General features: G+C 65.8%; 26 protein-coding genes. 21 read left to right on the top strand and 5 right to left on the bottom strand.

Annotated elements, in window-relative coordinates; genetic code table 11:
- The first annotated feature begins 70 nt into the window (after positions 1-70).
- From IQ16_RS30330 to IQ16_RS30300, 7 genes are all read left to right on the top strand, one after another.
- Positions 71-733 carry a TetR/AcrR family transcriptional regulator gene (locus IQ16_RS30330; protein WP_018646353.1) on the top strand — a complete coding sequence of 221 codons (663 nt, stop codon included), beginning with the start codon at positions 71-73 and terminating at the stop codon, positions 731-733.
- Positions 734-780: 47 nt separating this feature from the next.
- A complete protein-coding gene (locus tag IQ16_RS30325) occupies positions 781-1,230 on the top strand; it encodes a MarR family winged helix-turn-helix transcriptional regulator (RefSeq protein WP_026312518.1) in 450 nt (149 codons plus the stop codon).
- A 10-nt stretch (positions 1,231-1,240) separates the two neighbouring features.
- Positions 1,241-2,011 (top strand): enoyl-CoA hydratase, encoded by a 771-nt coding sequence (locus tag IQ16_RS30320; RefSeq protein WP_018646355.1) that lies wholly within the window; start codon positions 1,241-1,243, stop codon positions 2,009-2,011.
- 121 nt (positions 2,012-2,132) lie between these two features.
- Entirely contained in the window at positions 2,133-4,214 is a 2,082-nt protein-coding gene (locus tag IQ16_RS30315) for a methyl-accepting chemotaxis protein (protein WP_018646356.1), read from the top strand.
- 124 nt (positions 4,215-4,338) lie between these two features.
- Positions 4,339-5,277 (top strand): dihydrodipicolinate synthase family protein, encoded by a 939-nt coding sequence (locus IQ16_RS30310; RefSeq protein ID WP_026312519.1) that lies wholly within the window; start codon positions 4,339-4,341, stop codon positions 5,275-5,277.
- Between the two features lie 287 nt (positions 5,278-5,564).
- The gene (locus IQ16_RS30305; protein ID WP_018646358.1) at positions 5,565-6,965 is read left to right on the top strand and encodes a selenium-binding protein SBP56-related protein; all 1,401 of its coding nucleotides are present in this window, start codon (positions 5,565-5,567) and stop codon (positions 6,963-6,965) included.
- A gap of 5 nt (positions 6,966-6,970) precedes the next feature.
- Complete coding sequence (locus IQ16_RS30300) at positions 6,971-7,657, top strand: hypothetical protein (protein ID WP_167526359.1); 687 nt, start codon at positions 6,971-6,973, stop codon at positions 7,655-7,657.
- Positions 7,658-7,808: 151 nt separating this feature from the next.
- On the opposite strand, the gene IQ16_RS30295 is transcribed toward IQ16_RS30300, so the two are convergent.
- The 3 genes from IQ16_RS30295 to IQ16_RS30285 are packed head-to-tail and all read right to left on the bottom strand — an operon-like array spanning position 7,809 to position 10,378.
- Positions 7,809-8,507, bottom strand: a complete 699-nt coding sequence (locus IQ16_RS30295) for a DUF1045 domain-containing protein (RefSeq protein WP_018646360.1) — start codon at positions 8,505-8,507, stop codon at positions 7,809-7,811.
- A gap of 18 nt (positions 8,508-8,525) precedes the next feature.
- On the bottom strand, positions 8,526-9,719 hold the full coding sequence (locus IQ16_RS30290) for an alpha-D-ribose 1-methylphosphonate 5-triphosphate diphosphatase (protein WP_018646361.1): 1,194 nt from the start codon (positions 9,717-9,719) through the stop codon (positions 8,526-8,528).
- Positions 9,716-10,378, bottom strand: a complete 663-nt coding sequence (locus tag IQ16_RS30285) for an LbetaH domain-containing protein (RefSeq protein ID WP_018646362.1) — start codon at positions 10,376-10,378, stop codon at positions 9,716-9,718. The genes IQ16_RS30290 and IQ16_RS30285 overlap by 4 nt, the downstream gene beginning before the upstream one ends.
- A 175-nt stretch (positions 10,379-10,553) precedes the next feature.
- On the opposite strand from IQ16_RS30285, the gene phnC reads away from it, so the two are divergent.
- The 4 genes from phnC (at position 10,554) to phnE (IQ16_RS30265) (ending at position 14,169) form a co-directional block, all read left to right on the top strand.
- Positions 10,554-11,363 carry a phosphonate ABC transporter ATP-binding protein gene (gene phnC / locus IQ16_RS30280; protein ID WP_145831910.1) on the top strand — a complete coding sequence of 270 codons (810 nt, stop codon included), beginning with the start codon at positions 10,554-10,556 and terminating at the stop codon, positions 11,361-11,363.
- Positions 11,364-11,428: 65 nt separating this feature from the next.
- The gene (phnD, locus tag IQ16_RS30275) at positions 11,429-12,364 is read left to right on the top strand and encodes a phosphonate ABC transporter substrate-binding protein (protein WP_018646364.1); all 936 of its coding nucleotides are present in this window, start codon (positions 11,429-11,431) and stop codon (positions 12,362-12,364) included.
- Positions 12,365-12,442: 78 nt separating this feature from the next.
- Positions 12,443-13,327 carry a phosphonate ABC transporter, permease protein PhnE gene (gene phnE, locus IQ16_RS30270; protein WP_018646365.1) on the top strand — a complete coding sequence of 295 codons (885 nt, stop codon included), beginning with the start codon at positions 12,443-12,445 and terminating at the stop codon, positions 13,325-13,327.
- A gap of 26 nt (positions 13,328-13,353) precedes the next feature.
- Positions 13,354-14,169 (top strand): phosphonate ABC transporter, permease protein PhnE, encoded by an 816-nt coding sequence (gene phnE / locus IQ16_RS30265; protein WP_035667585.1) that lies wholly within the window; start codon positions 13,354-13,356, stop codon positions 14,167-14,169.
- Between the two features lie 128 nt (positions 14,170-14,297).
- Here phnE (IQ16_RS30265) and phnF read toward each other — a convergent pair whose 3' ends face one another.
- On the bottom strand, positions 14,298-15,026 hold the full coding sequence (gene phnF, locus IQ16_RS30260) for a phosphonate metabolism transcriptional regulator PhnF (protein ID WP_026312520.1): 729 nt from the start codon (positions 15,024-15,026) through the stop codon (positions 14,298-14,300).
- A gap of 169 nt (positions 15,027-15,195) precedes the next feature.
- On the opposite strand from phnF, the gene phnG reads away from it, so the two are divergent.
- The 9 genes from phnG to IQ16_RS30215 are packed head-to-tail and all read left to right on the top strand — an operon-like array spanning position 15,196 to position 22,108.
- On the top strand, positions 15,196-15,609 hold the full coding sequence (phnG, locus tag IQ16_RS30255) for a phosphonate C-P lyase system protein PhnG (RefSeq protein WP_051123051.1): 414 nt from the start codon (positions 15,196-15,198) through the stop codon (positions 15,607-15,609).
- Positions 15,610-15,613: 4 nt separating this feature from the next.
- Entirely contained in the window at positions 15,614-16,222 is a 609-nt protein-coding gene (gene phnH, locus IQ16_RS30250; RefSeq protein ID WP_018646369.1) for a phosphonate C-P lyase system protein PhnH, read from the top strand.
- 4 nt (positions 16,223-16,226) lie between these two features.
- Positions 16,227-17,330: a carbon-phosphorus lyase complex subunit gene (locus IQ16_RS30245; protein WP_145831909.1), complete on the top strand. Its 1,104-nt coding sequence runs from the start codon at positions 16,227-16,229 to the stop codon at positions 17,328-17,330.
- A complete protein-coding gene (locus IQ16_RS30240; RefSeq protein WP_018646371.1) occupies positions 17,327-18,217 on the top strand; it encodes an alpha-D-ribose 1-methylphosphonate 5-phosphate C-P-lyase PhnJ in 891 nt (296 codons plus the stop codon). The genes IQ16_RS30245 and IQ16_RS30240 overlap by 4 nt, the downstream gene beginning before the upstream one ends.
- A complete protein-coding gene (phnK, locus tag IQ16_RS30235; RefSeq protein WP_018646372.1) occupies positions 18,210-19,007 on the top strand; it encodes a phosphonate C-P lyase system protein PhnK in 798 nt (265 codons plus the stop codon). Before IQ16_RS30240 ends, phnK begins: the two co-directional genes overlap by 8 nt.
- A gap of 8 nt (positions 19,008-19,015) precedes the next feature.
- Positions 19,016-19,714, top strand: coding sequence for a phosphonate C-P lyase system protein PhnL (gene phnL, locus IQ16_RS30230; RefSeq protein ID WP_020608050.1), 699 nt, complete (start codon positions 19,016-19,018; stop codon positions 19,712-19,714).
- A 5-nt stretch (positions 19,715-19,719) separates the two neighbouring features.
- Entirely contained in the window at positions 19,720-20,877 is a 1,158-nt protein-coding gene (locus IQ16_RS30225) for an alpha-D-ribose 1-methylphosphonate 5-triphosphate diphosphatase (RefSeq protein ID WP_018646374.1), read from the top strand.
- Complete coding sequence (gene phnN, locus IQ16_RS30220) at positions 20,874-21,470, top strand: phosphonate metabolism protein/1,5-bisphosphokinase (PRPP-forming) PhnN (RefSeq protein WP_018646375.1); 597 nt, start codon at positions 20,874-20,876, stop codon at positions 21,468-21,470. Before IQ16_RS30225 ends, phnN begins: the two co-directional genes overlap by 4 nt.
- 26 nt (positions 21,471-21,496) lie before the next feature.
- Positions 21,497-22,108: a pyridoxamine 5'-phosphate oxidase family protein gene (locus IQ16_RS30215; protein ID WP_018646376.1), complete on the top strand. Its 612-nt coding sequence runs from the start codon at positions 21,497-21,499 to the stop codon at positions 22,106-22,108.
- 173 nt (positions 22,109-22,281) lie between these two features.
- Here the strand turns inward: IQ16_RS30215 and IQ16_RS30210 are convergent, their stop codons facing one another.
- Complete coding sequence (locus IQ16_RS30210) at positions 22,282-23,013, bottom strand: SDR family NAD(P)-dependent oxidoreductase (RefSeq protein WP_018646377.1); 732 nt, start codon at positions 23,011-23,013, stop codon at positions 22,282-22,284.
- 395 nt (positions 23,014-23,408) lie between these two features.
- Here IQ16_RS30210 and IQ16_RS30205 point away from each other — a divergent pair, with 395 nt between their 5' ends.
- Entirely contained in the window at positions 23,409-23,630 is a 222-nt protein-coding gene (locus tag IQ16_RS30205; protein WP_018646378.1) for a hypothetical protein, read from the top strand.
- Positions 23,631-23,646: the final 16 nt, after the last annotated feature.

Below are 23,646 nucleotides of genomic sequence, written 5' to 3'. Positions count from 1 at the left end.
AAACTTGACGATTTCCAAAATAGGACTAGCTTGGGGAGAGTCAATGGAATGACAGTCATCATCTAAAAACATGGCTCAGGCAAAACCGACATCAGAAAGCCGCCCGCGCGGGCGGCCGCCGGTACGCAGCGACGACGAGACGAAGCGGATCGTCATCGAGGCGGCACGGCACGCCTTCGCCGTCGATGGCTACGCAGCAACCAGCACCGAAGAGCTGGCGCGCGGCGCCGGCATCTCCACCAAGACTCTCTATCGGCTGTTTCCGGGCAAGGCCGCGCTATTCGAGGCGATGTGCGCGGACCGGCTCGACCGGTTGCTGTCCGACGTCAATCTTCAGGCCAACAACCAGGCCGATATCGAAACCAGCCTGGCTGCCGTGCTTGCCGCCTGTGCCGATCTCGCGCTCGATCCAGAGGTCGTGGCGCTGCAGCGTATGGTGCTGCAACAGTCAGCCACGTTTCCCGACCTCGCCGCGAATTTCTACAGGGACGGCATCGCCCGTACCGCGGCGGCGCTCGCGGGCTGGCTCCGCGATCAAGTCAGGAAGAAGCGCATCGCACTCGATAACGTCGATGAAGCCGCCGGGATGATGATCGGCATGATGGTCTCAGCGCCGCAGCGCGCGGCGATCTACGCCAGCCTTGCACTGCCCTCGCGCAAGGAGATCGAGAGGCGGGCGAAGGTATGCGCCGCAATTCTGCTCGACGGCTGTCGCGGGCCGTCGGGCAGTTAGCTCCGGCAGGTTTTGACAATCGGCCGGCGCTCGACTATATGTTTCGCATGCGAAATAAATCGCCCGAGGCGAGGCATCACCGGCTGATCTACCTGCTCAACGTCGCGCAACGCCGGTTGCAACGCTGGATGGCAGCGCAGCCGTCGAGCGAGGTGACGCCGGCGCAGGCCGGGCTGCTGTTCATTCTCGGCAAGCAGGATGGCGTGCTGATGGGCGAGGCGGGCGCAGCGCTCGACATGGGACCGGCCGGCATCTCCGGGCTTGTGGATCGCACGGCAGCCGCGAGGCTGGTCGAGCGCCGGGCCGATCGCGAGGACGGACGCGCTTTTCGCGTGTGGCTGACGCCGAAGGGGCGCGCCGCGCTGGCGCAGGCGAAGACCGACGCGGCCAGGATCAACGAGGCGCTGACGGACGGATTTACCGCTGCGGAGATCGACATCGTCGCGCGCTGGCTGACGAGCGTTCAGGACAAGTTTCCAAGAGACCCTGAGGAATAAGGAGAGAGCAATGACCGAGCATGTGCGAGTTGAGAACAACAACGGAATTCTTACCCTCACGCTGGCGCGTCCCGACAAGAAGAACGCGCTGACCGATGCGATGTACGGCAAGCTCGCCGATACCATCGAATCCGCCGAGTTCGATCCGTCCGCCCGCGTGATCCTGATCCGGGGCGAGGGCGACATGTTCACCGCCGGCAACGATGTCGGCGAGTTCGCGGCCGTCGCGTCCGGCAAGTCGGAAGGCAGCCGCAATGTCATCCGCTTCATCCAGTCGCTGGCGCGCTGCACCCGGCCGCTGGTCGCGGCCGTGCAGGGCCGCGCTGTCGGCGTCGGCACCACGATGCTGCTGCATTGCGACCTCGTCGTGCTCGCCGATAACGCGCAATTGTCGACGCCCTTCGTTAGCCTCGCCCTGGTGCCGGAAGCCGCGTCCAGCCTCTTGATGCCGGCGCGCATCGGCTATGCCCGCGCTTATGAGATGTTCGCGCTCGGCGAGACCGTGCCGGCCAAGGCCGCGCTGGAATGGGGCCTCGCCAACCGCGTCGTCCCGCTCGACAGGCTCGACGCCGAGGCGCTCGCGCTGGCGCAGCGGCTCGCCCGCCAGCCCGCCGGCGCGCTCACCGCCACCAAGAAGCTGATGCGCAACGGCGAAGCGCTGGTCGCGCAGATGCAGGCGGAAGGCGAGCAGTTCGCGCAGCGCCTGCGCACGGCCGAGGCACGTGAAGCTTTCACGGCGTTCGCCGAGCGCCGCGCGCCGGATTTCACGAAGGTTGCGTAATGGAACCTGGCCGCGTGGACGTGCGGCAGGCCGGAAAGCTGGCATTTGACTACAACCTTAACGAAACATTGGCATGTCGCGATGCAAGGTGGCCGCTATTGACGGATAGGCCCCCTTGCTCATGGCAATTCTTAAGAAATCGGTAAGCACGCTGCTTCTGGTGCTGATGGCGCTCCTGGCGGCCGGTGCGCTGACCAGCACCGCGATCCAGATGGTCGGCGCCTTCGGCCGCTATAGCGAGAGCCTGGAAACGGCCCGCCTCGCTGCCGCGGACAAGGCGATCTTCCATGGCGTCCTCGCGCTTCGCAACAATCGCGGCGACGCCCAGAGTGCCATCCTTGGCGAGGACGATCCCAAGGCAAAACTCACCGAGGCCGAGAAGGCCGAGCAGTCCGGCCATGACGGCATCATCGCCGCGCTCGCGACCGTCGATTTCGTGCGTCGCGATGAGTTCGCCAGCACGCTGAAGCAGCGCTGGAACGACGCCGCGCCGCAGTTCCAGCTGTTCTACGACGAAGCCAAGCGTCCGCGCGCCGAGCGCAAGATCGAGCGGACCAATTCCTGGTACGATGCCGTCACCAAGGTCATCGACACCGCGAACCTCGCCTCGGCCGCGGTGTCGAACCGCGCCTGGATGAACGATCCCTACATCGCCCGCATGATCCAGGTCCGCCGCTTCGCCTGGCAGGTGCGCGACCGCTATGGCATCCATTGCTCGTCGCTTCGCTCGAACGTCAACAGCAGCAAGCCGCTCGACGACGCCCAGAAGCGCTCGGTGGCGCAGTGGGATGGCACCATCACGTCCGGCTGGGCAGGCATGGCGGAGCTGCTGGCTGCGCCCGATGTGACGGCTGAGCTGGTGACGGCAGCGTCGGACGCGAAGGCCAAGACCGACGGCGTTCTCAAGCAGATCAACGACCTCACCAGGAATTTCGACGGCAGCGGCAAGCCCGCGATGTCCGCCTCGGAATGGAATGTGCTGTGCCAGTCCCCGTTCGCGCCCATCGTCGCCATCGCGAACAAGGCCCTCGACCAGTCGATCGCGCGCGCGGAGACGATCCAGGCCAAGGCCCTCACCAATCTCGTGGTGCAATCGCTCGCGTTCCTATTGGCGGTCGCGGTGACCCTGGCCGGCGTCTATGTGGTGCGCAGCCGCCTGATGCGGCCGGTGCGCGCCATTCTGGACGCCATCGCGCGGATCGGCGCGCGCGATTATGCGACACCCGTTCCGCAGTCCAAGTATCCCGACGAGTTCGGCACCATGGCGGCAGCGCTCGAAAGCCTGCGCGAAAGCGCGGCGACCGCCGAGCGTCTCGGCCAGGAGCGCGAATCGCAGCAGGCGCTGCAGCTCGCCCGCTCCGGCACGGTGGATGCGGCGTGCCGCAGCTTCGACGACACCGTGCAGGCCGTCATTCACAGCGTTGCGGCCTCGGCCAAGGAGCTCGATACGACGGCAACGGGCGTGCGCTCGCTGGTTGCGGAATCCAGCAGCCAGACCGCGGCGGTGTCCTCCGCGGCCGAGCAGGCCACCAACAATCTCGAGACCATCGCGGCCGCGACCGAGGAGCTCTCGGCCTCCGTCGGCGAGATTTCCGCGCAGGTGCAGTCGAGCGCCCGTGAGGCTCGCGATGCCGTGGCGCAGGCCGAGCAGACCAATGCGACGGTCGAGATCCTCGACCAGACCGCCAGCCGCATCAGCGAAGTCGTGAAGATGATCCACGCCATCGCCGGCCAGACCAACCTGCTGGCCCTGAACGCCACCATCGAGGCCGCGCGCGCGGGCGAGGCCGGCCGCGGCTTTGCCGTGGTCGCCGGCGAGGTCAAGAGCCTCGCCGCGCAGACGGCGACGGCGACCGAAGAGATCTCTCGCCAGGTCGAGGAGATCCAGGGCGCGACCGGCCAGGCCGTGACTGCGATCCGCGCCATCGGCGGCGCCATCAGCGGCATCGACGAGAAGATGACCGCGATTGCCGCCGCCGTCGAGCAGCAGCGCGCCGCCACCACGGAGATCTCGCGCAACTTCCAGCAGGCCGCCCAAGGCACCCGCGAGGTCACCGACACCATCGGCAGCGTCGCGAGGCTCAACCGGGAGACCGGCAACGCCGGCACGGTGCTGTCGGAATCCGTGAAGAACATGTCGGCCGATGCCGATCGTCTCCGCGTCGCGGTCGAGGGTTTCCTCGGCGCGGTGAAGACCGCGTAATTTCGCTCATCCTCCATCCTGACGTCGCGCGGCCATTGCCGCCGGTCCGCGCGGCGGGTACATGTGTGCCGCCGCGCCCCGTATGCGGCGACAGACGTAAGACACCTCAGGGATGGAGAGTTCGATGCCGGTCACCCCACACAAGGCCCAGCGCCCCTATCGCGGCGTGTTCCCGGTCGCGCCCACCATCTTCGACGAGCGCGGCGAGCTCGACCTCGAGGGCCAGCGTCGCTGCATCGACTTCATGATCGACGCCGGCTCGCACGGAATCTGTATTCTCGCCAACTTCTCCGAGCAGTTCGTGCTCACCGATGCCGAGCGCGAGACCGTGATGCATGCGGTGCTGGAACAGGTCGCGGGCCGGGTTCCCGTCATCGTCACCACCACCCATTTCAGCTCCGCCGTCTGCGCCGCGCGCAGCAAGCAGGCCGAAGCCGCCGGTGCTGCCATGGTGATGGTGATGCCGCCCTATCATGGCGCGACCTTCCGCGTCCCCGAGAAGGGCATCGTCGAATTCTTCAAAGTGCTTTCGGGCGCGATCAACATTCCCATCATGATCCAGGACGCGCCGGTCGCCGGCACGCCGCTGTCGGTCGAGCTGCTGGCGCGGCTGGCGCGCGAATTCTCCAACATCCGCTATTTCAAGATCGAGGTTCCCGGCGCGGCTGCAAAGCTCCGCAGCCTGATCGAAGCGGGCGGCAAGGACATCGAGGGCCCCTGGGACGGCGAGGAGGCGATCACGCTGCTCGCCGACCTCGATGCCGGCGCCACCGGCGCCATGACCGGCGGCGGCTATCCCGACGGCATCCGCCAGATCATCGATCCCTATTTCGCCGGCGACCGCGAAAAGGCGAAAGCCGCCTATGAACGCTGGCTGCCGCTGATCAACTACGAGAACCGCCAATGCGGCCTGATCGCCTGCAAGGTAATGATGCAGGCCGGCGGCGTGATCAAGTCGGAGGCCATGCGCCATCCCTTGCAGCCGCTGCATCCGGCGACGCGGGCCGGGCTATTGGAGCTCGCCAAGGAGCGCGATGCGCTGGCGCTGCGGTGGGGGAAGTAGGTCTCTCCCCGTCATTGCGAGGAGCGAAGCGACGAAGCAATCCAGACTGTTTCCGCGGAGAAAAGCCTGGATTGCTTCGCTGCGCTCGCAATGACGGGGGACGCCCATTTCCCCTGAAGGCGTCGAATTAGCGCGGCCTGGGCCGTTTCACGCAGCCCGGCGATGGCATATTGTACGCTTGCCGACCAGGCCCTGCGGAGCATCTGAAGACATCGCGCAACATTTCTTCATTATGCCGCTATCCCGAGCCAGGTTGGAGCGAACCGATAGAACAGGGAGGCAGTGCCATGACGATGAGGCCGGATCCGACCTTTCACGCATCGCCCAAGCTTGCGATGGAAGCGCCTGCGGAGAACTTTGCCTACACCTTGCTGCTCAGTCCGGATTTCTCGAAGCCGGACGCTCTCGCGGTCATCGACGTCAAGCCGGGATCGCCGAGCTATAGCCAGATCGTTCACACCGTGACGATGCCCAACAAGGGCGACGAGTTTCATCACTTCGGCTGGAATGCCTGCTCCTCCGCCTTGTCGCCTCTCGCCGGACACGCCTTCATCGAGCGGCGCTATCTCATCATCCCCGGGCTGCGCTCGTCGCGGATCTACATCATCGATACCAAGCCCGATCCGACCCAAGCCAAGATCCACAAGATCATCGAACCGGAGGAGGTCTTCAAGAAGACCGGCTACTCGCGGCCGCATACCATCCATTGCGGACCGGACGGCATCTATGTGAGCACGCTGGGCGGCGGCGGCAAGGACGGCACTAACGGACCGCCAGGCGTCTTCATCATGGATTGCGAGACGTTCGAGGTCCTAGGACGATGGGAGATCGACCGTGGTCCGCAGACACTGCATTATGATTTCTGGTGGAATCTGCCGCGCGACTACATGGTGACCAGCGAATGGGCGTTGCCGCCGCAGTTCGAGAACGGGATCGTCCCGGAAGATCTGCTTGCGAATAAATATGGCCATCGTCTCCACTTCTGGGACCTTCGCGCCCGTCGCAACGTGCAAACGATCGACCTCGGGGCCAATCATCAGATGGCGCTGGAGGTGCGGCCGGCGCACGATCCGGTTCGCGAGTACGGCTTCGTCGGCGTCGTGGTCGACACCACCAACCTCGAAGCATCGATCTGGACCTGGTGGCGCGAGGGTGGAAAATTCCATGCCGAAAAGACGGCGACGATCCCTCCCGAACCCGCGCCCAAGGAGAAGCTCCCGCCACTGCTGCAGGGATTTGGCGCCGTGCCGCCGCTCGTGACCGACATCGATCTGTCGATGGACGACCGGTTTCTCTATGTCTCGTGCTGGGGCACGGGTGAGATGCGCCAGTACGACGTCAGTGATCCACGCAAGCCGAAGCTTGCGGGCTCGGTCCATATCGGCGGCATCGCGCGCCGCACGCCCCATCCGAACGGCAAGGCCTTTGCGGCGGGTCCGCAGATGGTCGAGATCAGCCGCGACGGCAGGCGCGTGTACTGGACCAATTCACTCTATTCCACCTGGGACGATCAGTTCTATCCCGATGGGGTTCCGGGCGTGGAGGTCATGGCCAATGTCGGCCGCAACGGCGGCCTCGAGCTCGACAAGGACTTTTTCGTGAGCTTCCCCGATGGATATCGTGCGCACCAGATCAGGCTCGAGGGCGGCGACTGTTCGACCGACTCCTTTTGCTACCCGTCGGTCTAGATTGGATGCATGCGAGCCCGGCGCTCGGCTGGCTCTGGCTCGCGCTTGTTGCGAGCGGCCTCTACCACGGCGTCAATCCGGGAATGGGATGGCCGCTCGCCGTTTCGGCCGGGCTCCTGGACAAGAGCCCGCGCGCGCTCTTCCGTGCATTGTGGGCCCTGGCGGCGGGGCATCTCCTGGCAACACTTCTCGTGCTGCTGCCATTCGCGCTCCTGCTCGTGCTGGCCGAATGGCAGCGTCCGATCCAGATCGGTGCGAGCCTTCTCGTCATCGGCTTTGGCGTCTATCGGCTGATCGACCGGCGTCATCCGCGCACGCTGGCACGAATTCCGCCGACGCAATTGGCGCTCTGGTCGTTTGCCGTCGCCATTGCTCACGGCGCCGCGCTGATGCTCGTGCCGATCTATCTCGGGCTCTGCCAGGCCTCCGAGCTCGATGCCGGCCATGAGGCGGCCGGCGCGCTGATGAAGCCAAGTCTTTTGAAGTCAAGTCTGGGGATGGCTGTGCTGGTGTCCCTGGTGCACGTGACCGCCATGGTCGGCGCCGGCGGGTGTCTGGCGTGGCTGGTGTACCGCCATCTGGGATTGAAGTTCGTCTCGCGGAGCTGGTTCAATCTCGATGCAGTCTGGGCGGCCAGCCTCGTTCTGGTCGGCGCGGTGGCGCTCGCCTTCAATCTGGTGAGCTGGCGCTAGGCTGAGAATGTCTCCCCAACGTTATTGCGAGCCACCGGGTCCGCGCGAAGCGCGACCCGATGACAGGCTTCCGCGAAGCAATCCAGACTCTACCTCTGGAAACAGTCTGGATTGCTTCGTCGCTTCGCTCCTCGCAATGACGGAGGAAGTGCTATCTTGCTAACGCCCACTCGCCGATGATGCGAAAGCGCGCCCTGGCGTCATCCTGCTTGAACAACGCGATGCGGTCGACCGTCAGCGCATCGAGCCTCAAGCCCGCAAACCGCTCCCGCAGCATCTGCAGAATCGGCCCGCGCCGCTCCGCATCCAGTCGCCCCGTCAGCGTCATGTGGAAGCGGAATTCTTCCATCACGTAAGGATAGCCCCAGCGGTCGAGATAGTCGCGCTGCCGCTCGCTCAGCTTCTCCGGCCTGCGCCGCGCGCGGTCTTCCGCCGTCAGCGGCGCGCGGAAAGCGTCGAAATCGCGGACGCTATCGGCGGCGAGGCCTTGCAGCGCTTCGACCGGCTCGGCCGGAATGACGGCGATGAAACCGCTGATGGCATCGACGACGGGGCGGATCACCGGAAAGGGCCGCGCCTTGCCGACGAAGGCCGCGCAGGCGGCCATCAGCTCGGCTTCGGTCTTGCCAGGCGCCAGCGCCATCGGCGCCTTCAGCGTGGCGTGAAAGCCGTATTTGCGGGGATCGGCGCTGACGTCGCGCCAGTCCGGTGCGACGTGCAGTGCTTGCTGCGGAAACGGCAGCTCGTCACCGGTATAGGCATCATAGCCGAGCAGTTCGGCGCCGAAGCGGGAGAGGGCGCTGTCGCTGCCGGCGGCAAAATAGATCGCGTAGCGGGGAAAACCTGTCATCGCCTCAGCATAACCAATTTAGGCCGCGACGATAGCCTCGCGCGGCGCAGCCGCCGCGCTGAGCAGCCGCGTCGCATCGGTGAGATGCACCAGCTTTCCGCCTGAGATCACCGCGACGAGCCGCGGCCGCAACGGCACGCTGTCGTCGACCAGCAGAATATCGGCGCGGCGCCCTTCGGCGAGCTGGCCGCGATCGGTGAGGCCGGTCGCGCGTGCGGGGCCGGCGGAGACCAGATCCCAGGCCTTGGTCAGCGGCAGCACGCCGTCGGCGGCGAGACGGAATGCGGCGAGCAGCTGTGCGGGATAGTAGTAATCCGACGCCAGCACCGAGCAGAGCCCCTTTGCAATCATGTCGGATGCCCGGGTCCAGCCGGTGTGGCTGCCGCCGCGCACGACGTTCGGCGCGCCGTAGACGATGGCATCGCCGTGGCTTGCCGCTGCGCGCGCCGTCTCTTCGTTGATCGGGAATTCCGCGATGTCAGCGCCCAGCTCGCGAAACTCCTTGCGCATCGCCGGCGTCGCATCGTCATGCGAGAGCATGCGCACTTCGGCTCCGCGGGCTGCGGCGGCGAGCCTCGAAACCGAAGCCGGCACCTCGGCGGCCCGTGCGACCACGCGCTCGACCAGCTTGTCGAAATCCTCAGCTGACAGCCCGGTGCGCTCCACCATGCGGTTGCGCTTGCGCGGCTTGGCCATGTCGGCCACGGTACCGTCCATGTGGTCGTTGAAGGCGAACAGGTCGACGCGGCCCTCGCTGAGCCATTGTGCGATCTCGTGCTCCGCGTCGAGATTGTAGGTCTCATGCCGCAGATGGAAGCGGGTGTCGGCGGCGAATTGCGGGCGCTGCCGCTCGATCGCCTCCATCAGGCCGCGCGCGTTGTCGGCGCTGCGCAGGCCCGGCTCCCACGAGCAGGTCGTGGCGTGAAACACCGTAGTGATGCCGTTGCTGATGGCCTGCCGGTCGCTGTCGGCGAGCGCGACGTCGATCGGGAAGTCGACCCCGGCGCGCGGCATCATCTGCCGCTCGAAGGCATCGCCGTGCAGATCGACGATGCCGGGCAGCACCAGCAGGTTGCGCGCATCGATTGCGAGCCGCGCGCGGCCGCGGGAGGCGTCCACCTCGGCAATATCGATACCAGAGACGCTCAGCGATGTTTCGACGATCTCGGTGCCGATCAGGGCCCGGCCGCCTTCAAGGAAAATGTCCGTCACGCGATTGCGCTTTTCTTGCTGCTGCGAGGGAAGTTTGTCCGTGCTTCATACGTGGCGAGGAAATCTTCAATCCCGAGCTTGCGGAAATGAGGCAGGGCTTCACGCAATTTGTCGTGATCCCAGTCCCACCAGGCGAGCCTTGCGAGCCGTCCGGCGATCTCCTCCGAGAACCGCCGCCGCACGATCCGCGCCGGATTGCCGGCGACGATGGTATAGGCCGGCACGTCCTTGGTGACGATGGCGCCGGCTGCGATCACCGCGCCGGTGCCGATGTTGCGGCCCGGCAGCACGATCGCGCCATGGCCGATCCAGACGTCGTGGCCGATATGAACGTGATGCTGGCGCCGCCAGTCGAAGAACTCGGCGTCGTCGCTCTCGCCGTCGAAATAGGCGCTGGAACGATAGGTGAAATGCGCCTGCGTCGCGCGGTGCATCGGATGATTGCCCGGGTTGATGCGCGTCATCGCCGCGATCGAGCAGAATTTTCCGATGGTCGTGTAGGTGATCTGCGAATCGTTCACGACATAGGAGTAATCGCCCATCGTGACCTCGTGCAGGATCGTCCGCGCGCCGACCTCGGTGTAGGCGCCGAGCCTGGTCTCATGCAGCTTCGCGGACGCGTCGATGGTCGGTTGGACTGAGAGCACCTTGCCGGCCATGTTGCGTCCGAACGTTCGAGGGCGGGCAATTCTCTTCGAGTGGCTTGATGACAATGTCATGACGCAGCGATGACAGGGGATGAGGTGTGTAGGATCGCCGCAGCGCAACGTGCGTGTCACACAAGTGTCAAGCGTCGGCGTTAGCGGTTGGCTCCAGCTACTCTGGAGCTCCTGTATGCTGGTGGTTGAAGGTCTGACGTGCCGCTTTGGCGCAAAAGCCGCGGTGGACGACGCTTCGTTTCAAATCTCCCCCGGCGGATTCGTCGGTGTGATCGGACGATCCGGCGCCGGCAAGTCGACGCTGCTCCGGACCATCAACCGCCTGGTGACGCCGACGCAAGGGCGCATCCTGTTCGACGGCACCGACGTCACGGCGTTGCGCGGCAAGGAATTGCGGCAGTGGCGCGCCCGCTCGGCGATGATCTTCCAGCAGTTCAATCTGGTTGGCCGGCTCGACGTTCTCACCAACGTCCTGATGGGACGGCTGGCGACGATGCCGGCCTGGCGCTCGCTGTCGCAGATCTGGCCCGAGCAGGACAAGGCGCTGGCGATGTCCGCGCTCGAGCAGTTCGACATTGCCTCGCTCGCCGCCCAGCGCGCCGACCAGCTCTCCGGCGGTCAGCAGCAGCGCGTCGCGATCGCCCGCGCGCTGGTGCAGCAACCCGACATCATCCTCGCCGATGAGCCGATCGCCTCGCTCGATCCGCGCAACACCAAGATCGTGATGGACGCGCTGCTGCGCGTCAACAAGCACTTCGGTATCACCGTGCTCTGTAACCTGCATTCGCTCGATCTCGCCCGCACCTATTGCGACCGCCTGATCGGCATGGCCGCCGGCCGCGTGGTGTTCGACGGCGCGCCGTCCGCGCTGACCGATCACGTCGCGCGCGAGCTCTACGATCTCGAAGCCGCCGACGTCATGGGCGGCATGCCTGTCCCGGCGCCCGAGGGCGTGCCGGCGCTCGGAACCGCCGCGGCCGCCTGAGCCGCGTCGCACCTGTTCAGTTGCCAGTTTTGCGTCAACCGACCCCAACCGATGAAGAGGGTATCATGATCACTCGCAGATTAATCCTTGCCGGCGCCGCCGCGCTTGCCTTCACCGCCTCCGCGTCCGCCGACGACTGGAAGGCCAAATATCCCGAGCTGACCTTCGCCGTCGTCCCGGCCGAGAACGCCTCGGGCGTCACCGAGCGCTGGGCGCCGTTCGTGAGCTATCTCTCCAAGGAACTGGGCGTGAAGGTCACGCTGCGCATCGCCAACGACTACGCCGCGGTAATCGAAGGCCAGCGCGCCGGCAACATCCACATCGCCAGCTACGGCTCGGCCTCGTTCGCCCGCGCCCGCCTGACCGGCGTCAAGACCGACGCCTTCGCCAACGACATCAACGCCGACGGCTCGACCGGCTACTATTCGGTGTTCTTCGTCAAGGCGAGCAGCGCCTACAAGAAGGTCGATGACCTCAAGGGCAAGAACCTCGGCCTCGTCGACCCGAACTCGACCTCGGGCAACAACGTGCCGCGCTTCGAGCTCGACAAGATGGGCATCCCGGATGCCGACGGCTATTTCAGCAAGGTCGTGTTCACCGGCAGCCACGAGAACGCGATGCTGGCGCTGGCGCAGGGCACGGTCGACGTCGCCGCCAACCAGTGGACCAGCGACGACGATTCCACGCTGGCTCAGATGCTGACCAAGGGCATGCTGAAGAACGCCGATGGTTCGGCGATGAAGAAGGACGACTTCCGCATCATCCACAAGTCGGCGCCGATCATCAACGGCCCCTATGCCTACAATGCCGAGCTGCCGGAAGATGCCAAGGCCGCCATCGCCAAGGCGTTCTTCGAGGCGCCGGCCAAGGACAAGGCGGCCTTCGACCGCCTCCAGGACGGCCAGAAGAAGGGTTTTCATCCCGCCACCACCAAGGACTGGGATGGCACGATCGAGCTGATCAAGTTCGTCGATTCGCTGCGTAAGAAGAAGGCGTCCTGAGCTTTCGGGACGAGCTACTCGAGCCGGGTCGATGGACCCGGCTCTTTCTCTTTTTGAACGACCACGCACCTTGACCCAATGACCGTCGCGGTTTCCATCCTTCCCGAGCAGCAGCTTGCCGCGCTGAATGCCGCCTATCGCCAGGCGGTCGCGCGCAGGCGCCTGCGTCTCCTGGTGGGAGCCGCGATCTTTGCCGCAGCGTTGGTTCTCGCCGCGATCGGCGCCGAAGTGAATTTGCGCACGCTGTTCACCTATTTCGGCAACTTCGTCAGCTATTTCGACCGCATCCTCACGCTCGATAGCGGCCAGCGGGTCTGGACCGATGTCGGCGAGTGGCTGTGGGGCTGGCGCAAATGGCTGAAGATGCTGGGCGAGACTCTGCTCATCAGCTATGTCGGCACGCTGATCGGCGCGACCTTCGCCTTCGCCCTCAACTTCTTCGCGGCTGAAAACACCTCGCCGTCACCCTGGCTGCGCTTCACGGTGCGGCGCCTGCTCGAATTCGCCCGCACCGTCCCGGGCATCGTGTTTGCCCTGGTCTTTGTGATTGCCTTCGGCCTGGGGCCAATGGCGGGCGTGCTGGCAATTGCAATCCACTCCACCGGCGCACTGGGAAAACTGTTCTCGGAGATCGTCGAAAATGCCGACATGAAGCCGGTCGAGGGCATTCGCTCGACAGGGGCCAGCTGGCTTTCCTGCATGCGCTTTGCCATCGTGCCGCAGGTGACTGCGGGCTATGCCAGCTATGCTCTGCTGCGCTTCGAGATCAATGTCCGCGAGGCCTCCGTGATGGGCTTCGTCGGTGCCGGCGGCATCGGCCAGGAGCTCGTCGTCGCGATCCGCAAGTTCTACTACTCCGACGTCAGCGCCATCCTGCTCACCATCATCGTCACCGTCTTCATCATCGACATCACCACCGGCTGGCTGCGCGGCCGCCTGTTCGGCAAGGAGGCGCGGACGTGACGCCGCAGGAGGTCGATCCGCGCCAGATGCGCGCGCGCTACCCCGATGTGTTCGACCGCCCGGCCTCGACGCGGCTCGCGATGCCCGCGATGATCGTCGCGGCGTTCGCGATCCTGATTTATGGTCTCGTCGATCTCGATTTCTCCCCGTCGCGCTTCTTCGCCGGCCTCAGCCAGCTCGGCTGGATCAGCCTGATGATGATCCCGCCGGATCCAGGCTCCTCGCTGCCGATCTACCTGAAGGCGCTGGGCGAGACGCTCTCGATCGCGCTGCTCGGCACCACGCTGGCGGCGGTGTTTGCACTGCCGGTGAGCCTGCTGGCGGCGCGCAACATCGTGCCGTCCAACATCCTGCGCTTCCCGATCCGCCGCTTCCTCGATTCGATCCGCGGTGTCGACACGCTGATCTGGGCGCTGGTCTGGATCAACGTCGTCGGCCTCGGCCCGTTCGCCGGCGTGCTCGCCATCGCCGTGTCGGATTTCGGCGCGTTCGGAAAACTGTTCTCGGAGGCGATCGAGGGCGCCGACCAGAAGCAGGTCGAAGGCATCCGCGCTTCCGGCGGCAGCGCGCTGCACGAGATCCGCTTTGGCCTGTTGCCGCAGGTCCTGCCCGTGATCGCCGGCCAGGTGCTCTATTTCATCGAATCGAACACGCGCTCGGCCACCATCATCGGCATCGTCGGCGCCGGCGGCATCGGCCTCCAGCTCGCCGAGCAGATCCGCGTGCTGGAATGGCAGAAGGTGTCGTTCCTGATCCTGATGATCCTGGTCGCCGTCGCCGCGATCGATTTCATCTCGGGCAAGCTGCGCTTTGCGATCATTGGGCGGAGAGCGGTGGCCTGATCGCAGGTGCCGTAGGGTGGGCAAAGCGAAGCGTGCCCACGACTTCTAACGATCAAGAAAAATCGTGGGCACGGCGCGAAGAGCGCCTTGCCCACCCTACGGCCCCGGTTTCGTGGAGGGAGAGTCCCCTACGACTCCACCAGGAACTCCACCCGTTCCGCGGCAAAGCGTGAATGCTTCGTCACCAGCGGCTTGCCGGCGAGATCGTGGTCGGTGGCATCGACCACGAGGATCGGCCGCCCCAGCGGCAGATCGAGCCGTGCGGCGTCGGTGGCATCGACGATGCCGGCGGTGATCCGGGTCGCGCCGCGGCGATAGTCGCGGACGCCGTAATGCTCGAGCAGCTTCGTCATCGAACGCGTCGCGGCAAACACCTCGCCTGCGCCCGGAAACAATTCGGCTGACAGCCAGGTCGTGGAGACGCAGATCGGCGTGCGATCGGCGAGGCGGATCGCCTCGATCCGCACGAGCGGCGCACCGGTCTTCAGTCCAAGTTCCCGCGCCAGCTCCCGCGTCGCGACATCATTGGTCGCCTCGATCAGCCGGCCATGCGGCTCGCGGCCCTCGGCGCCGACGATCTCGGAGAAGCGCGTGCGCGAGCGCAAGGGATAAGCGAGCTTTTGGGCCTCCACATAGGTTCCGCTGCCGCGCTCGGCGCGCACCAGACCGCGCTCGGCAAGGGCCGCGAGCGCGCGGCGCACGGTGTGGCGGTTCACGCGATAGGTTTCGGCGATCTCCATCTCGCCCGGCAGCTTGTCGCCGGCGGCGAAGCGGCCGTCGGCGATGCCGCGCTCGATGCCGTCGGCAACGAGGCGCCACAGCGCGACGCCCGAAGAGGCTGTGTCCTGCATGCTCATGTCGTCGGCCAAGCTAGCCCAGAAATCACACCTTTGTCACGAAACAGTCATGGCGCTCCCGTATGAAGTTGTCTATTATCATAGACAACTTCAATTCGGCAAGTTCTGCCAAAGCTCGGTGGATCCGGTGACCCAGCACAATACCCAGCAAGCCCAGCGCAAGGCCGCCATGGCCGTGCTGGCGCACGCGGAGGCGGGCGAGATCGCCGCTCGCCTCCGCGATCTCGCTCTGCCGGCTCATCAGGATCTGCGTGCGCCGGAGAACGGTCTCGTGATGCTGCGCGGCCGGGTCGGCGGCGACGGTGCGCCGTTCAACCTCGGCGAAGCCACGGTGTCGCGCGCGGCGGTGAGGCTCGCGAGCGGCGAGGTCGGCTTCGGCTACTCGCTCGGGCGCGACGGCGAGAAGGCGCGGCTGATCGCGCTGTGTGATGCGCTGGTGCAGTCCCGCGATTTCGGCGGGCTGGTCGAGCGCAGCGTTATCGCGCCGTTGCGCGAGCAGCTTATGGTCAGGCGGACGCGGGTGGCGGAAGAGACCGCCGCGACGAAGGTTGATTTCTACACCATGGTGCGCGGTGAGGGGTGAGATCATGACCACGATTGCGGAACTGCCGCCAGGCTTCGCCGACAAGGTGCTGTCGGCGCAATCGACTTTTCGTTCGGTCATGGACGCGATGGCGCGGCCGGGCTCGGTCCAGCGCATCGTCCCGATGGCGGGCGCGCCCGGCGTGATGATGCGGGGCACCGCGGCGATCGCACTGACGCTGTTCGACCACGACACGCCGCTCTGGCTCGACGCGCGGATGGCGGAAAGCTCCGACGTGACCAAGTGGCTGAAATTCCACACCGGCGCGCCGGTCGTGCAGGATTCATCGGTCGCTTCATTTGCGCTCATCAGCGACGGCGGTGCGCTGCCCGCGCTCGAGCGCTTCGCGCTCGGCACGAGCGAGTATCCGGACCGCTCGACCACGGTGATCATCCAGGTCGACAGCCTCAGCTCCGGGCGCAGCTTCGAGCTGCGCGGCCCCGGCATCGACGGGGTGGCGGCGCTGCATGCGTCGATCAAGCCTTTCGACCTGTTCGAGCGCCTGCGTATGAACGAAGCGCTGTTTCCGCGCGGCATCGACGTGGTGCTGGTCGCCGATGACGCCGTGGTCGCGATCCCGCGCACCACGCGCGTCGTGAGCAAGGGAAGCTAGAAGCATGTATGTCGCAGTCAAAGGCGGCGAACGCGCCATCGAGAACGCCCATCGCCTGCTCGCCAATGCGCGGCGCGGCGACCAAAGCGTTACGGAAGTCACCCTCGACCAGATCTCGGAGCAGCTTGGGCTCGCCGTCGACCGCGTCATGAGCGAGGGCTCGCTCTATGACCGCGAGCTTGCGGCGCTTGCGATCAAGCAGGCGCGCGGCGATTTGATCGAGGCGATCTTCCTGGTCCGCGCCTTCCGCGCCACGCTGCCGCGATTCGGCACCAGCGAGCCGGTCGACACCGGCGCCATGCGGGTGCAGCGTCGGGTGTCGGCGACCTTCAAGGACATTCCCGGCGGCCAGATCCTCGGGCCGACCTTCGACTACACGCACCGTCTGCTCGATCCCTCGCTCGCCGAAGGTTTTGTGCCGGAGGTGCCGGCGGCGGCTGAAGCCTCCACCGCGCCGACACCGCGCGTCACCGACATTCTCGGCCGCGACGGGCTGATCGAATCCTCGCCGGAGGCAGAGGACGGCGCCGCCGTCGGCGATCTCACCCGCGAGCCGCTGAACTTTCCGGCCGACCGCGACCTGCGCCTGCAAAACCTTGCGCGCGGTGACGAAGGCTTTCTGCTCGCGATGGGCTACTCCACGCAGCGCGGCTATGGCCGCAACCATCCCTTCGTCGGCGAGATTCGCTTTGGTGAGGTCGAGGTTGAATTCGCGGCCGAGGACGTCGGCTTCGCCGTGCCGCTCGGCGCGATCGAGCTCACTGAGTGCCAGATGGTCAACCAGTTCAAGGGCTCTGCGACGGAAGCGCCGTGCTTCACCCGCGGCTATGGCCTCGCCTTCGGCCAGAGCGAGCGCAAGACCATGTCGATGGCGCTGGTCGATCGCGCGCTCCGCGCCCGCGAGCTCGGCGAGGAGGCGCTCGCTCCCGCGCAAGACGAGGAATTCGTGATGTCGCATTCTGACAACGTCCAGGCGACCGGCTTCGTCGAGCATCTGAAGCTGCCGCACTATGTCGATTTCCAGTCCGAGCTCGGCCTGCTGCGCAAGCTGCGTCAGGAGTTTGCCGAGGCCAATGCGCCCGATGCCATGAAGGAGGCCGCGGAATGAACGCGCCCGCCTACAACTTCGCCTATCTCGACGAGCAGACCAAGCGGATGATTCGCCGCGCGATTCTGAAAGCGATCGCGATCCCCGGCTATCAAGTGCCGTTCGCCAGCCGCGAAATGCCGATGCCCTATGGCTGGGGCACCGGCGGCGTGCAGGTGACGGCCGCGATCCTCGGACCCCAGGACGTGCTGAAGGTGATCGACCAGGGCTCCGACGACACCACCAACGCGATCTCGATCCGCAAATTCTTCGCCAAGACCGCCGGCGTTGCCACCACGACGGCAACGGATGAGGCAACCGTAATCCAGACCCGCCACCGCATCCCGGAGACGGCGCTGCACGCAAATCAGGTGCTTGTCTATCAGGTGCCGATCCCGGAACCCCTGCGCTTCCTCGAGCCGCGCGAGACCGAGACGCGGCGCATGCATGCGCTCGCCGAATACGGCCTGATGCATGTGAAACTCTATGAGGACATCGCCCGCTTCGGCCACATCGCCACCGCCTACGCCTATCCGGTCAAGGTCAACGCGCGCTACGTGATGGACCCGTCGCCGACGCCAAAATTCGACAACCCCAAGATGGACAATTGCCCGGCGCTGCAATTGTTCGGCGCCGGCCGCGAGAAGCGCATCTATGCGATCCCGCCTTACACGCAGGTGGTGTCGCTCGATTTCGAGGACCACCCGTTCGAGCCCTACCGCTTCAATGCGCCTTGCGCGCTGTGCGGCGCGGAAAACTCCTACCTCGACGAGATCGTCACCGACGACAAGGGCGGGCGCATGTTCGTCTGCTCCGACACCGACTATTGCGAGGGACGTCAGGCCGCCGGCCATCACGGCAGCCTCAGCGCCGCGCCGTACAAGGAGAAGGCGGGCTCACATGGTTGATCTCGATACGTCCGATAACGACCAGCCGCTGCTGGTCGCCGAGTCCTTGAGCAAGTCGTTCGGCCGCATCGCCGCCTGCCGCGACGTGTCGTTCTCGCTCTATCCGGGCGAGGTGCTGGCGATCGTCGGCGAATCCGGCTCGGGGAAGTCGACGCTGCTGCAAATGCTGTCGGGCCAGCTTGCGCCGAGCGCAGGCCATGTCTCGTATCGCATGCGCGACGGCGTCACCCGCGACCTCGCGACGCTGGGCGAAGCCGAGCGGCGCTTCCTGTTCCGCACCGATTGGGGTTTTGTCCATCAGGATCCCGCGCAGGGCCTGCGCATGGCGGTCTCTGCCGGCGCCAATGTCGGCGAGCGGCTGATGGCGGTCGGCTGGAATCACTACGGCCGAATCCGCGACACCGCGTCCGACTGGCTCACCCGCGTCGAGATCGATACCGCGCGCATCGACGATGCTCCGCGCACCTATTCCGGCGGCATGCGCCAGCGCCTCCAGATCGCACGTAACCTCGTCACCGAACCGCGGCTTGTGTTCATGGACGAGCCGACCGGCGGCCTTGACGTATCGGTGCAGGCCCGCCTGCTTGACCTCCTGCGCAGCCTCGTCGCCGAGCTGAACCTCGCCGTCATCATCGTCACCCACGATCTCGCGGTGGCGCGCCTGTTGTCGCACCGTGTGATGGTGATGAAGGGCGGCCGCGTCATCGAGACCGGTCTCACCGACCAGGTGCTCGACGATCCCCGCGAGCCCTACACGCAACTCCTCGTCTCCTCGATTCTGCCGCCATGAGCATCCCAATGACCGCCATGATCGACGTCACCGATGCGAAGAAGACCTTTACGATGCACCTGCAGGGCGGCATCGAGCTGCCCGTCGTCAGCGGCGTGACCTTCGACGTCAACCCCGGCGAATGCGTCGTGCTCTCGGGACCATCGGGCGCCGGCAAATCGTCGATCCTGAAGATGATCTTCGGCAATTACCGCTGCGATAGCGGCCGCATCGGAATCCGCCATCGCGGCGCGGTGATCGATCTCGCCGCCGCCGAGCCGCGCCAGGTGCTCAACATCCGCCGTTCCACCATCGGCTATGTCAGCCAGTTTCTGCGCGCGGTGCCGCGGGTTGCGACCATCGACGTCGTCGCCGAGCCGCTGATCGTCAACGGCATGGCTCGCGCCGATGCGCAAGCTCGCGCCGGCAGCCTGCTGCATCGTCTCAACATCCCAGAGCGGCTCTGGCAGCTTCCGCCCGCGACCTTCTCCGGCGGCGAGCAGCAGCGCGTCAACATCGCGCGCGGCTTCATCTCGGACCTGCCGATCCTGCTGCTGGATGAGCCGACCGCATCGCTCGACGCCGCCAATCGCACTGTGGTGGTCGAGCTGGTTGCTGAGAAGAAACGCCAGGGCGTTGCCATGGTGGCCATTGTCCATGACGACGAAATCCGTCATCTGATTGCCGACCGTATCGTCGACGTCACCAGCTTTGCCGCCGCCGCCTGAAGGACATGGAAATGAAGCCGAAGGACACATTGATTGCCAACGCCAGGATCGTCCTGGCCGACCGGGTGATCGAGCAGGGCTGGCTCGCGCTCACTGACGGACGCATCGCCGAGATCGGCGATGGGACTGCACCCGCGGGCGCCGAGGATGCCGGCGGCGATTTGATCATGCCCGGCCTAATCGAGCTCCACACCGACCATCTCGAGGCGCATTACGTGCCGCGCCCAAAGGTGTTCTGGAACCCGGTCGCCGCCGTGATCTCCTATGACGGCCAGCTCGCGACCTCGGGCATCACCACCGTGTTCGACTCGCTCCGGGTCTGGCGCGAGGACGGTGCCGAGGAGGTCGATGGCCGCGCCGGCGTGCTCGCCGCCGCCATCACCACCGCGCGCGAGGCCAGCCTGCTGCGCGCCGACCACTTCCTGCACCTGCGCTGCGAAATCCCGATGCCGAGCGTAGTGGAGGAAGCCAAGGAGCTGATCGACCGTCCCGACGTCAAGCTGATGTCGCTGATGGACCATACGCCCGGCCAGCGCCAGTTCCGCGACGAGGTCAAGCTGCGCGACTATTACCGGGGCAAGGGCGGCGGCAAGACCGATGCCGAGCTCGACGAGCTGTTCGCAAAGCGCTTCGAATATCAGAGGCTCTATGCCGCGGCCAACATGCGCGAGATCGTGGCGCTGGCGCATGAGTACGAGATCCCTCTGGCCAGCCACGACGACACCACCGAGGAGAACGTCGCGGACGCCGTGCGCGATCGCGTGTCGGTGGCGGAGTTTCCGACCACGCTGGAGGCCGCGCGCGGCCTGCACCAGGCCGGCATCGACATCCTGATGGGCGCGCCGAACGTGGTTCGCGGCGGCTCGCATTCCGGCAACATCGCTGCGGTCGATCTCGCGCGCGAAGGCCTGCTCGATATCCTGTCGTCGGACTACATCCCGTCAAGCCTGCTGATGGCCGCGCTGCAATTGCCGGAGCATGTGCCCGCGATCAGCCTTCCGGCGGCGGTTCGCACCGTGACGAAGGCGCCCGCCGAGGCGGTCGGCCTCACCGACCGCGGCGAGGTCGCGACCGGCAAGCGCGCCGATTTGATCCGCGTGCATGTCGCAGGCCACGTTCCCGTGGTCCGCAGCGTCTGGCGCGAAGGATACCGCGTCGCATGAGCGAGATCGCGACCACGACGCAGGATGAAGCGGGTGCGACCGGCCCCGGCCGGCTCGTGCTCGTGGTCGGCCCCAGCGGCGCCGGCAAGGATACCCTGCTGCGGCTGGCGCAAGCGGCCTGCAGCGACGATCCCGACATCGTCTTCCCGCGCCGTGTCGTCACGCGCGCCTCCTCCGCCGACGAGGACAATATCGCGATGGGCGAGGACGACTTCCGCCGCGCGCGCGCGCACGGCGACTTCGCCGTGCACTGGGAGGCGCATGGACACGCCTATGCGCTGCCGCTCGAGATCAACGACGACATCCGCGCGGGCCGCGCGGTCGTCGCGAATGTCTCACGCACCGTGATTGCCGCGCTGCGCCGGGCCTTTGCCAATGTCGTGGTGGTCGCGATCACGGCGCCGCCGGACGTGCTGGCGCAGCGCCTCGCCGCGCGCGCCCGGCACAGCGACGGCAATATCGCGGAGCGGCTGTCGCGCAGCGTCGACGAGGCGTCGGCGCAGGCCGATGTCACCATCCTCAACGCCGGCAGCGCGGAGTATCACAGCCGACAGCTCGTGCGCGTGATCAGGAATGAAGGCTGGCACGAATAGCTGGCGCAACAAGGAGAGCGTGGAAGATGACAGTGATCGAAACGGTCGAACAGCTTGAAGCCATCTACGGCGTCACCAATGACGCCTCGACCGTGAAAGTCGCCGACCACGTCACCCCGCTCTACCGCATCTTCATCGAGACGGCGCCGTTCGCCGCGCTCGCCACCATCGGGCCCGAGGGTATCGACTGCTCGCCGCGCGGCGATCTGCCCGGCTTCGTCCGCATCCACGATGCCAAAACGCTGATGCTGCCGGACCGCCGCGGCAACAATCGGGTCGATTCCCTGCGCAACATCGTGCGCGATCCCCGGGTGTCGCTGATGTTCCTGATCCCCGGCTCCGGCAACGCGGTGCGCGCCAACGGACGCGCGCATCTGTCTGTTGATCCGGAGCTGCTGGCCTCGTTCAAGGTCGAAGGCAAGGCGCCGCGCAGCGTCATGGTGATGAACGTGGATGAAATCTACTTCCAGTGCGCCCGCGCCATCGTCCGCTCCGATCTCTGGAACCCCGACAAGCGCGTCGATCCCAAGACACTGCCGACGCCAGGCCAGATCCTCGCCGAGATGAGCCAGAACAAGGTCGGCGGCGCGGAGTACGATCGGATCTGGCCTGAGCGTGCCGCCGCGACGATGTGGTGAGGGTCCGCGCCCTCTCGTCTCCCTCGCCCCGCTCTTGCGGGGAGAGGGCGGGGTGAGGGGCCTCTCTCGACACGTGAGATCGTCGTGGGACCTGTACCCCCTCACCCGGATCGCAAGAGCGATCCGACCTCTCCCCGCAAGCGGGGAGAGGTGAAGGAAGCCGCCGCCCTCCGTCAATTAAACGCCATCCCGCCACTCAGCGCGATCGTCTGCCCGGTCATGTAGGCATTGTCGACCAGCAGCATCACCGCTTTCGCCACCTCATCCGCCGTGCCGAAGCGGCCGAGCGGGATGCGGCTGGCGAGCTGGGGCTGGCCGCTCATCATGTCGGTCTCGATCAGCGACGGCGCCACCGCATTGACGGTGATGCCTTCCTTCACCAGCCGCGCCGCATAGCCTCGCGTGAGGCCCTCCATGCCGGCCTTGGATGCATTGTAGTGCGGGCCGATCGAGCCGGCACCGCGCGCCGCGCCCGAGGAGATGTTGACGATGCGGCCCCATGTCCTTGATCGCATCGAAGGCAGCACCGCCTGCGTGCACAGGAACACCGATTTTAAATTGACCAGCATGGTGCGGTCGAAATCGTCCTCGGTGAGATCGTCGACGCCGCGCGCGATCGCGATGCCGGCGTTGTTGACGAGAATGTCGATCGGCCCCAGCCCGGCCGTGACGCGCTCGACCATTTCGGCCACGGCTTCGGCTTGCGAGACGTCGGCGGCGACGACGATGGCGCGGCCGCCCTGCTTGCCGATCTCGCCTGCGAGCTGTTCGGCCTGGCCGATTCTCTCGCGGCAGTTGATCGCTACCGCTGCACCTGCTTCGGCCAGCGCACGACAGACGGCGGCGCCAATTCCGCGCGAGCCGCCGGTCACGAGCGCTGTGCGCCCCTTCAGAGCATCCGCCATGCCTAAAACCTCCCAAATCATCGGCCGTCCGGTTGCTCGAAGCGTATCATGCTTGCCGCCCGCGCGCGTTGAACTCATCGCGAGATGAATCCGTCTGTCAGCGCTTGCGGCGAGAGAAGCGCTCCCGCGCCCTCACGGCAAATATGGATAGCCATTTCATTGACCAATCGGGCCAACCGCTCGATATTCGGAGCAGTAGAGACTGCTCCTCGAGCTTGAAACCGCGATATGAGAATCGACCACCAGCGCAATCAGAACGACATGCAGGCATGCATGACGCGGCGCTGTTTCTCGGCGGCAACGGGCGCCTGTTGTTGTTGCTGACCGTCTCCTAGCAGCACCTCACACCGCAAATCCCAAGACAGGAACGCCGAATTTCCGGCGAACGAGCAGTCATGTCCCAGACCCAGTCGAACGCCTACATCATCGAGATCCACGACCGCGCCGCCGGCATCATCACGAGAGATGATCGCGGCTTCCGGTTCTTTTCCTCCGAGCGCCTGTTCGACAGCCTCGAAGGCCGCCAGTTCCGTTCGGCCCGCGAGGCCGAGCGCGCCGCCCGTGCCGTGTTCTCCGAGCGTAGCCGGCGCGCGAGCTCGCAACTCTTCGCCAACTGATCCCACCAAAAGGACC

This window comes from Bradyrhizobium huanghuaihaiense, assembly GCF_007830635.1.
In the GTDB taxonomy this organism is placed as follows: domain Bacteria; phylum Pseudomonadota; class Alphaproteobacteria; order Rhizobiales; family Xanthobacteraceae; genus Bradyrhizobium; species Bradyrhizobium huanghuaihaiense.
Note: the sequence above shows the minus strand (reverse complement) of the source record. Positions and strands in the feature narration are given on the sequence as shown.

Coding starts and splice junctions, on each gene's coding strand:
- IQ16_RS30240 (WP_018646371.1), top strand. CDS start 17,327: ATGAACGCGCCCGCCTACAACTTCGCCTATCTCGACGAGCAGACCAAG.
- phnF (WP_026312520.1), bottom strand. CDS start 15,026: ATGAGCATGCAGGACACAGCCTCTTCGGGCGTCGCGCTGTGGCGCCTC.
- IQ16_RS30320 (WP_018646355.1), top strand. CDS start 1,241: ATGACCGAGCATGTGCGAGTTGAGAACAACAACGGAATTCTTACCCTC.
- IQ16_RS30305 (WP_018646358.1), top strand. CDS start 5,565: ATGACGATGAGGCCGGATCCGACCTTTCACGCATCGCCCAAGCTTGCG.
- phnH (WP_018646369.1), top strand. CDS start 15,614: ATGACCACGATTGCGGAACTGCCGCCAGGCTTCGCCGACAAGGTGCTG.
- IQ16_RS30330 (WP_018646353.1), top strand. CDS start 71: ATGGCTCAGGCAAAACCGACATCAGAAAGCCGCCCGCGCGGGCGGCCG.
- phnC (WP_145831910.1), top strand. CDS start 10,554: ATGCTGGTGGTTGAAGGTCTGACGTGCCGCTTTGGCGCAAAAGCCGCG.
- phnL (WP_020608050.1), top strand. CDS start 19,016: ATGACCGCCATGATCGACGTCACCGATGCGAAGAAGACCTTTACGATG.
- IQ16_RS30245 (WP_145831909.1), top strand. CDS start 16,227: ATGTATGTCGCAGTCAAAGGCGGCGAACGCGCCATCGAGAACGCCCAT.
- phnK (WP_018646372.1), top strand. CDS start 18,210: ATGGTTGATCTCGATACGTCCGATAACGACCAGCCGCTGCTGGTCGCC.
- IQ16_RS30295 (WP_018646360.1), bottom strand. CDS start 8,507: ATGACAGGTTTTCCCCGCTACGCGATCTATTTTGCCGCCGGCAGCGAC.
- IQ16_RS30315 (WP_018646356.1), top strand. CDS start 2,133: ATGGCAATTCTTAAGAAATCGGTAAGCACGCTGCTTCTGGTGCTGATG.
- phnG (WP_051123051.1), top strand. CDS start 15,196: ATGGCCGTGCTGGCGCACGCGGAGGCGGGCGAGATCGCCGCTCGCCTC.
- phnE (WP_018646365.1), top strand. CDS start 12,443: ATGACCGTCGCGGTTTCCATCCTTCCCGAGCAGCAGCTTGCCGCGCTG.
- IQ16_RS30300 (WP_167526359.1), top strand. CDS start 6,971: ATGCATGCGAGCCCGGCGCTCGGCTGGCTCTGGCTCGCGCTTGTTGCG.
- phnN (WP_018646375.1), top strand. CDS start 20,874: ATGAGCGAGATCGCGACCACGACGCAGGATGAAGCGGGTGCGACCGGC.
- IQ16_RS30205 (WP_018646378.1), top strand. CDS start 23,409: ATGTCCCAGACCCAGTCGAACGCCTACATCATCGAGATCCACGACCGC.
- IQ16_RS30325 (WP_026312518.1), top strand. CDS start 781: ATGCGAAATAAATCGCCCGAGGCGAGGCATCACCGGCTGATCTACCTG.
- IQ16_RS30215 (WP_018646376.1), top strand. CDS start 21,497: ATGACAGTGATCGAAACGGTCGAACAGCTTGAAGCCATCTACGGCGTC.
- IQ16_RS30310 (WP_026312519.1), top strand. CDS start 4,339: ATGCCGGTCACCCCACACAAGGCCCAGCGCCCCTATCGCGGCGTGTTC.
- phnE (WP_035667585.1), top strand. CDS start 13,354: ATGCGCGCGCGCTACCCCGATGTGTTCGACCGCCCGGCCTCGACGCGG.
- IQ16_RS30210 (WP_018646377.1), bottom strand. CDS start 23,013: ATGGCGGATGCTCTGAAGGGGCGCACAGCGCTCGTGACCGGCGGCTCG.
- IQ16_RS30285 (WP_018646362.1), bottom strand. CDS start 10,378: ATGGCCGGCAAGGTGCTCTCAGTCCAACCGACCATCGACGCGTCCGCG.
- IQ16_RS30225 (WP_018646374.1), top strand. CDS start 19,720: ATGGAAATGAAGCCGAAGGACACATTGATTGCCAACGCCAGGATCGTC.
- phnD (WP_018646364.1), top strand. CDS start 11,429: ATGATCACTCGCAGATTAATCCTTGCCGGCGCCGCCGCGCTTGCCTTC.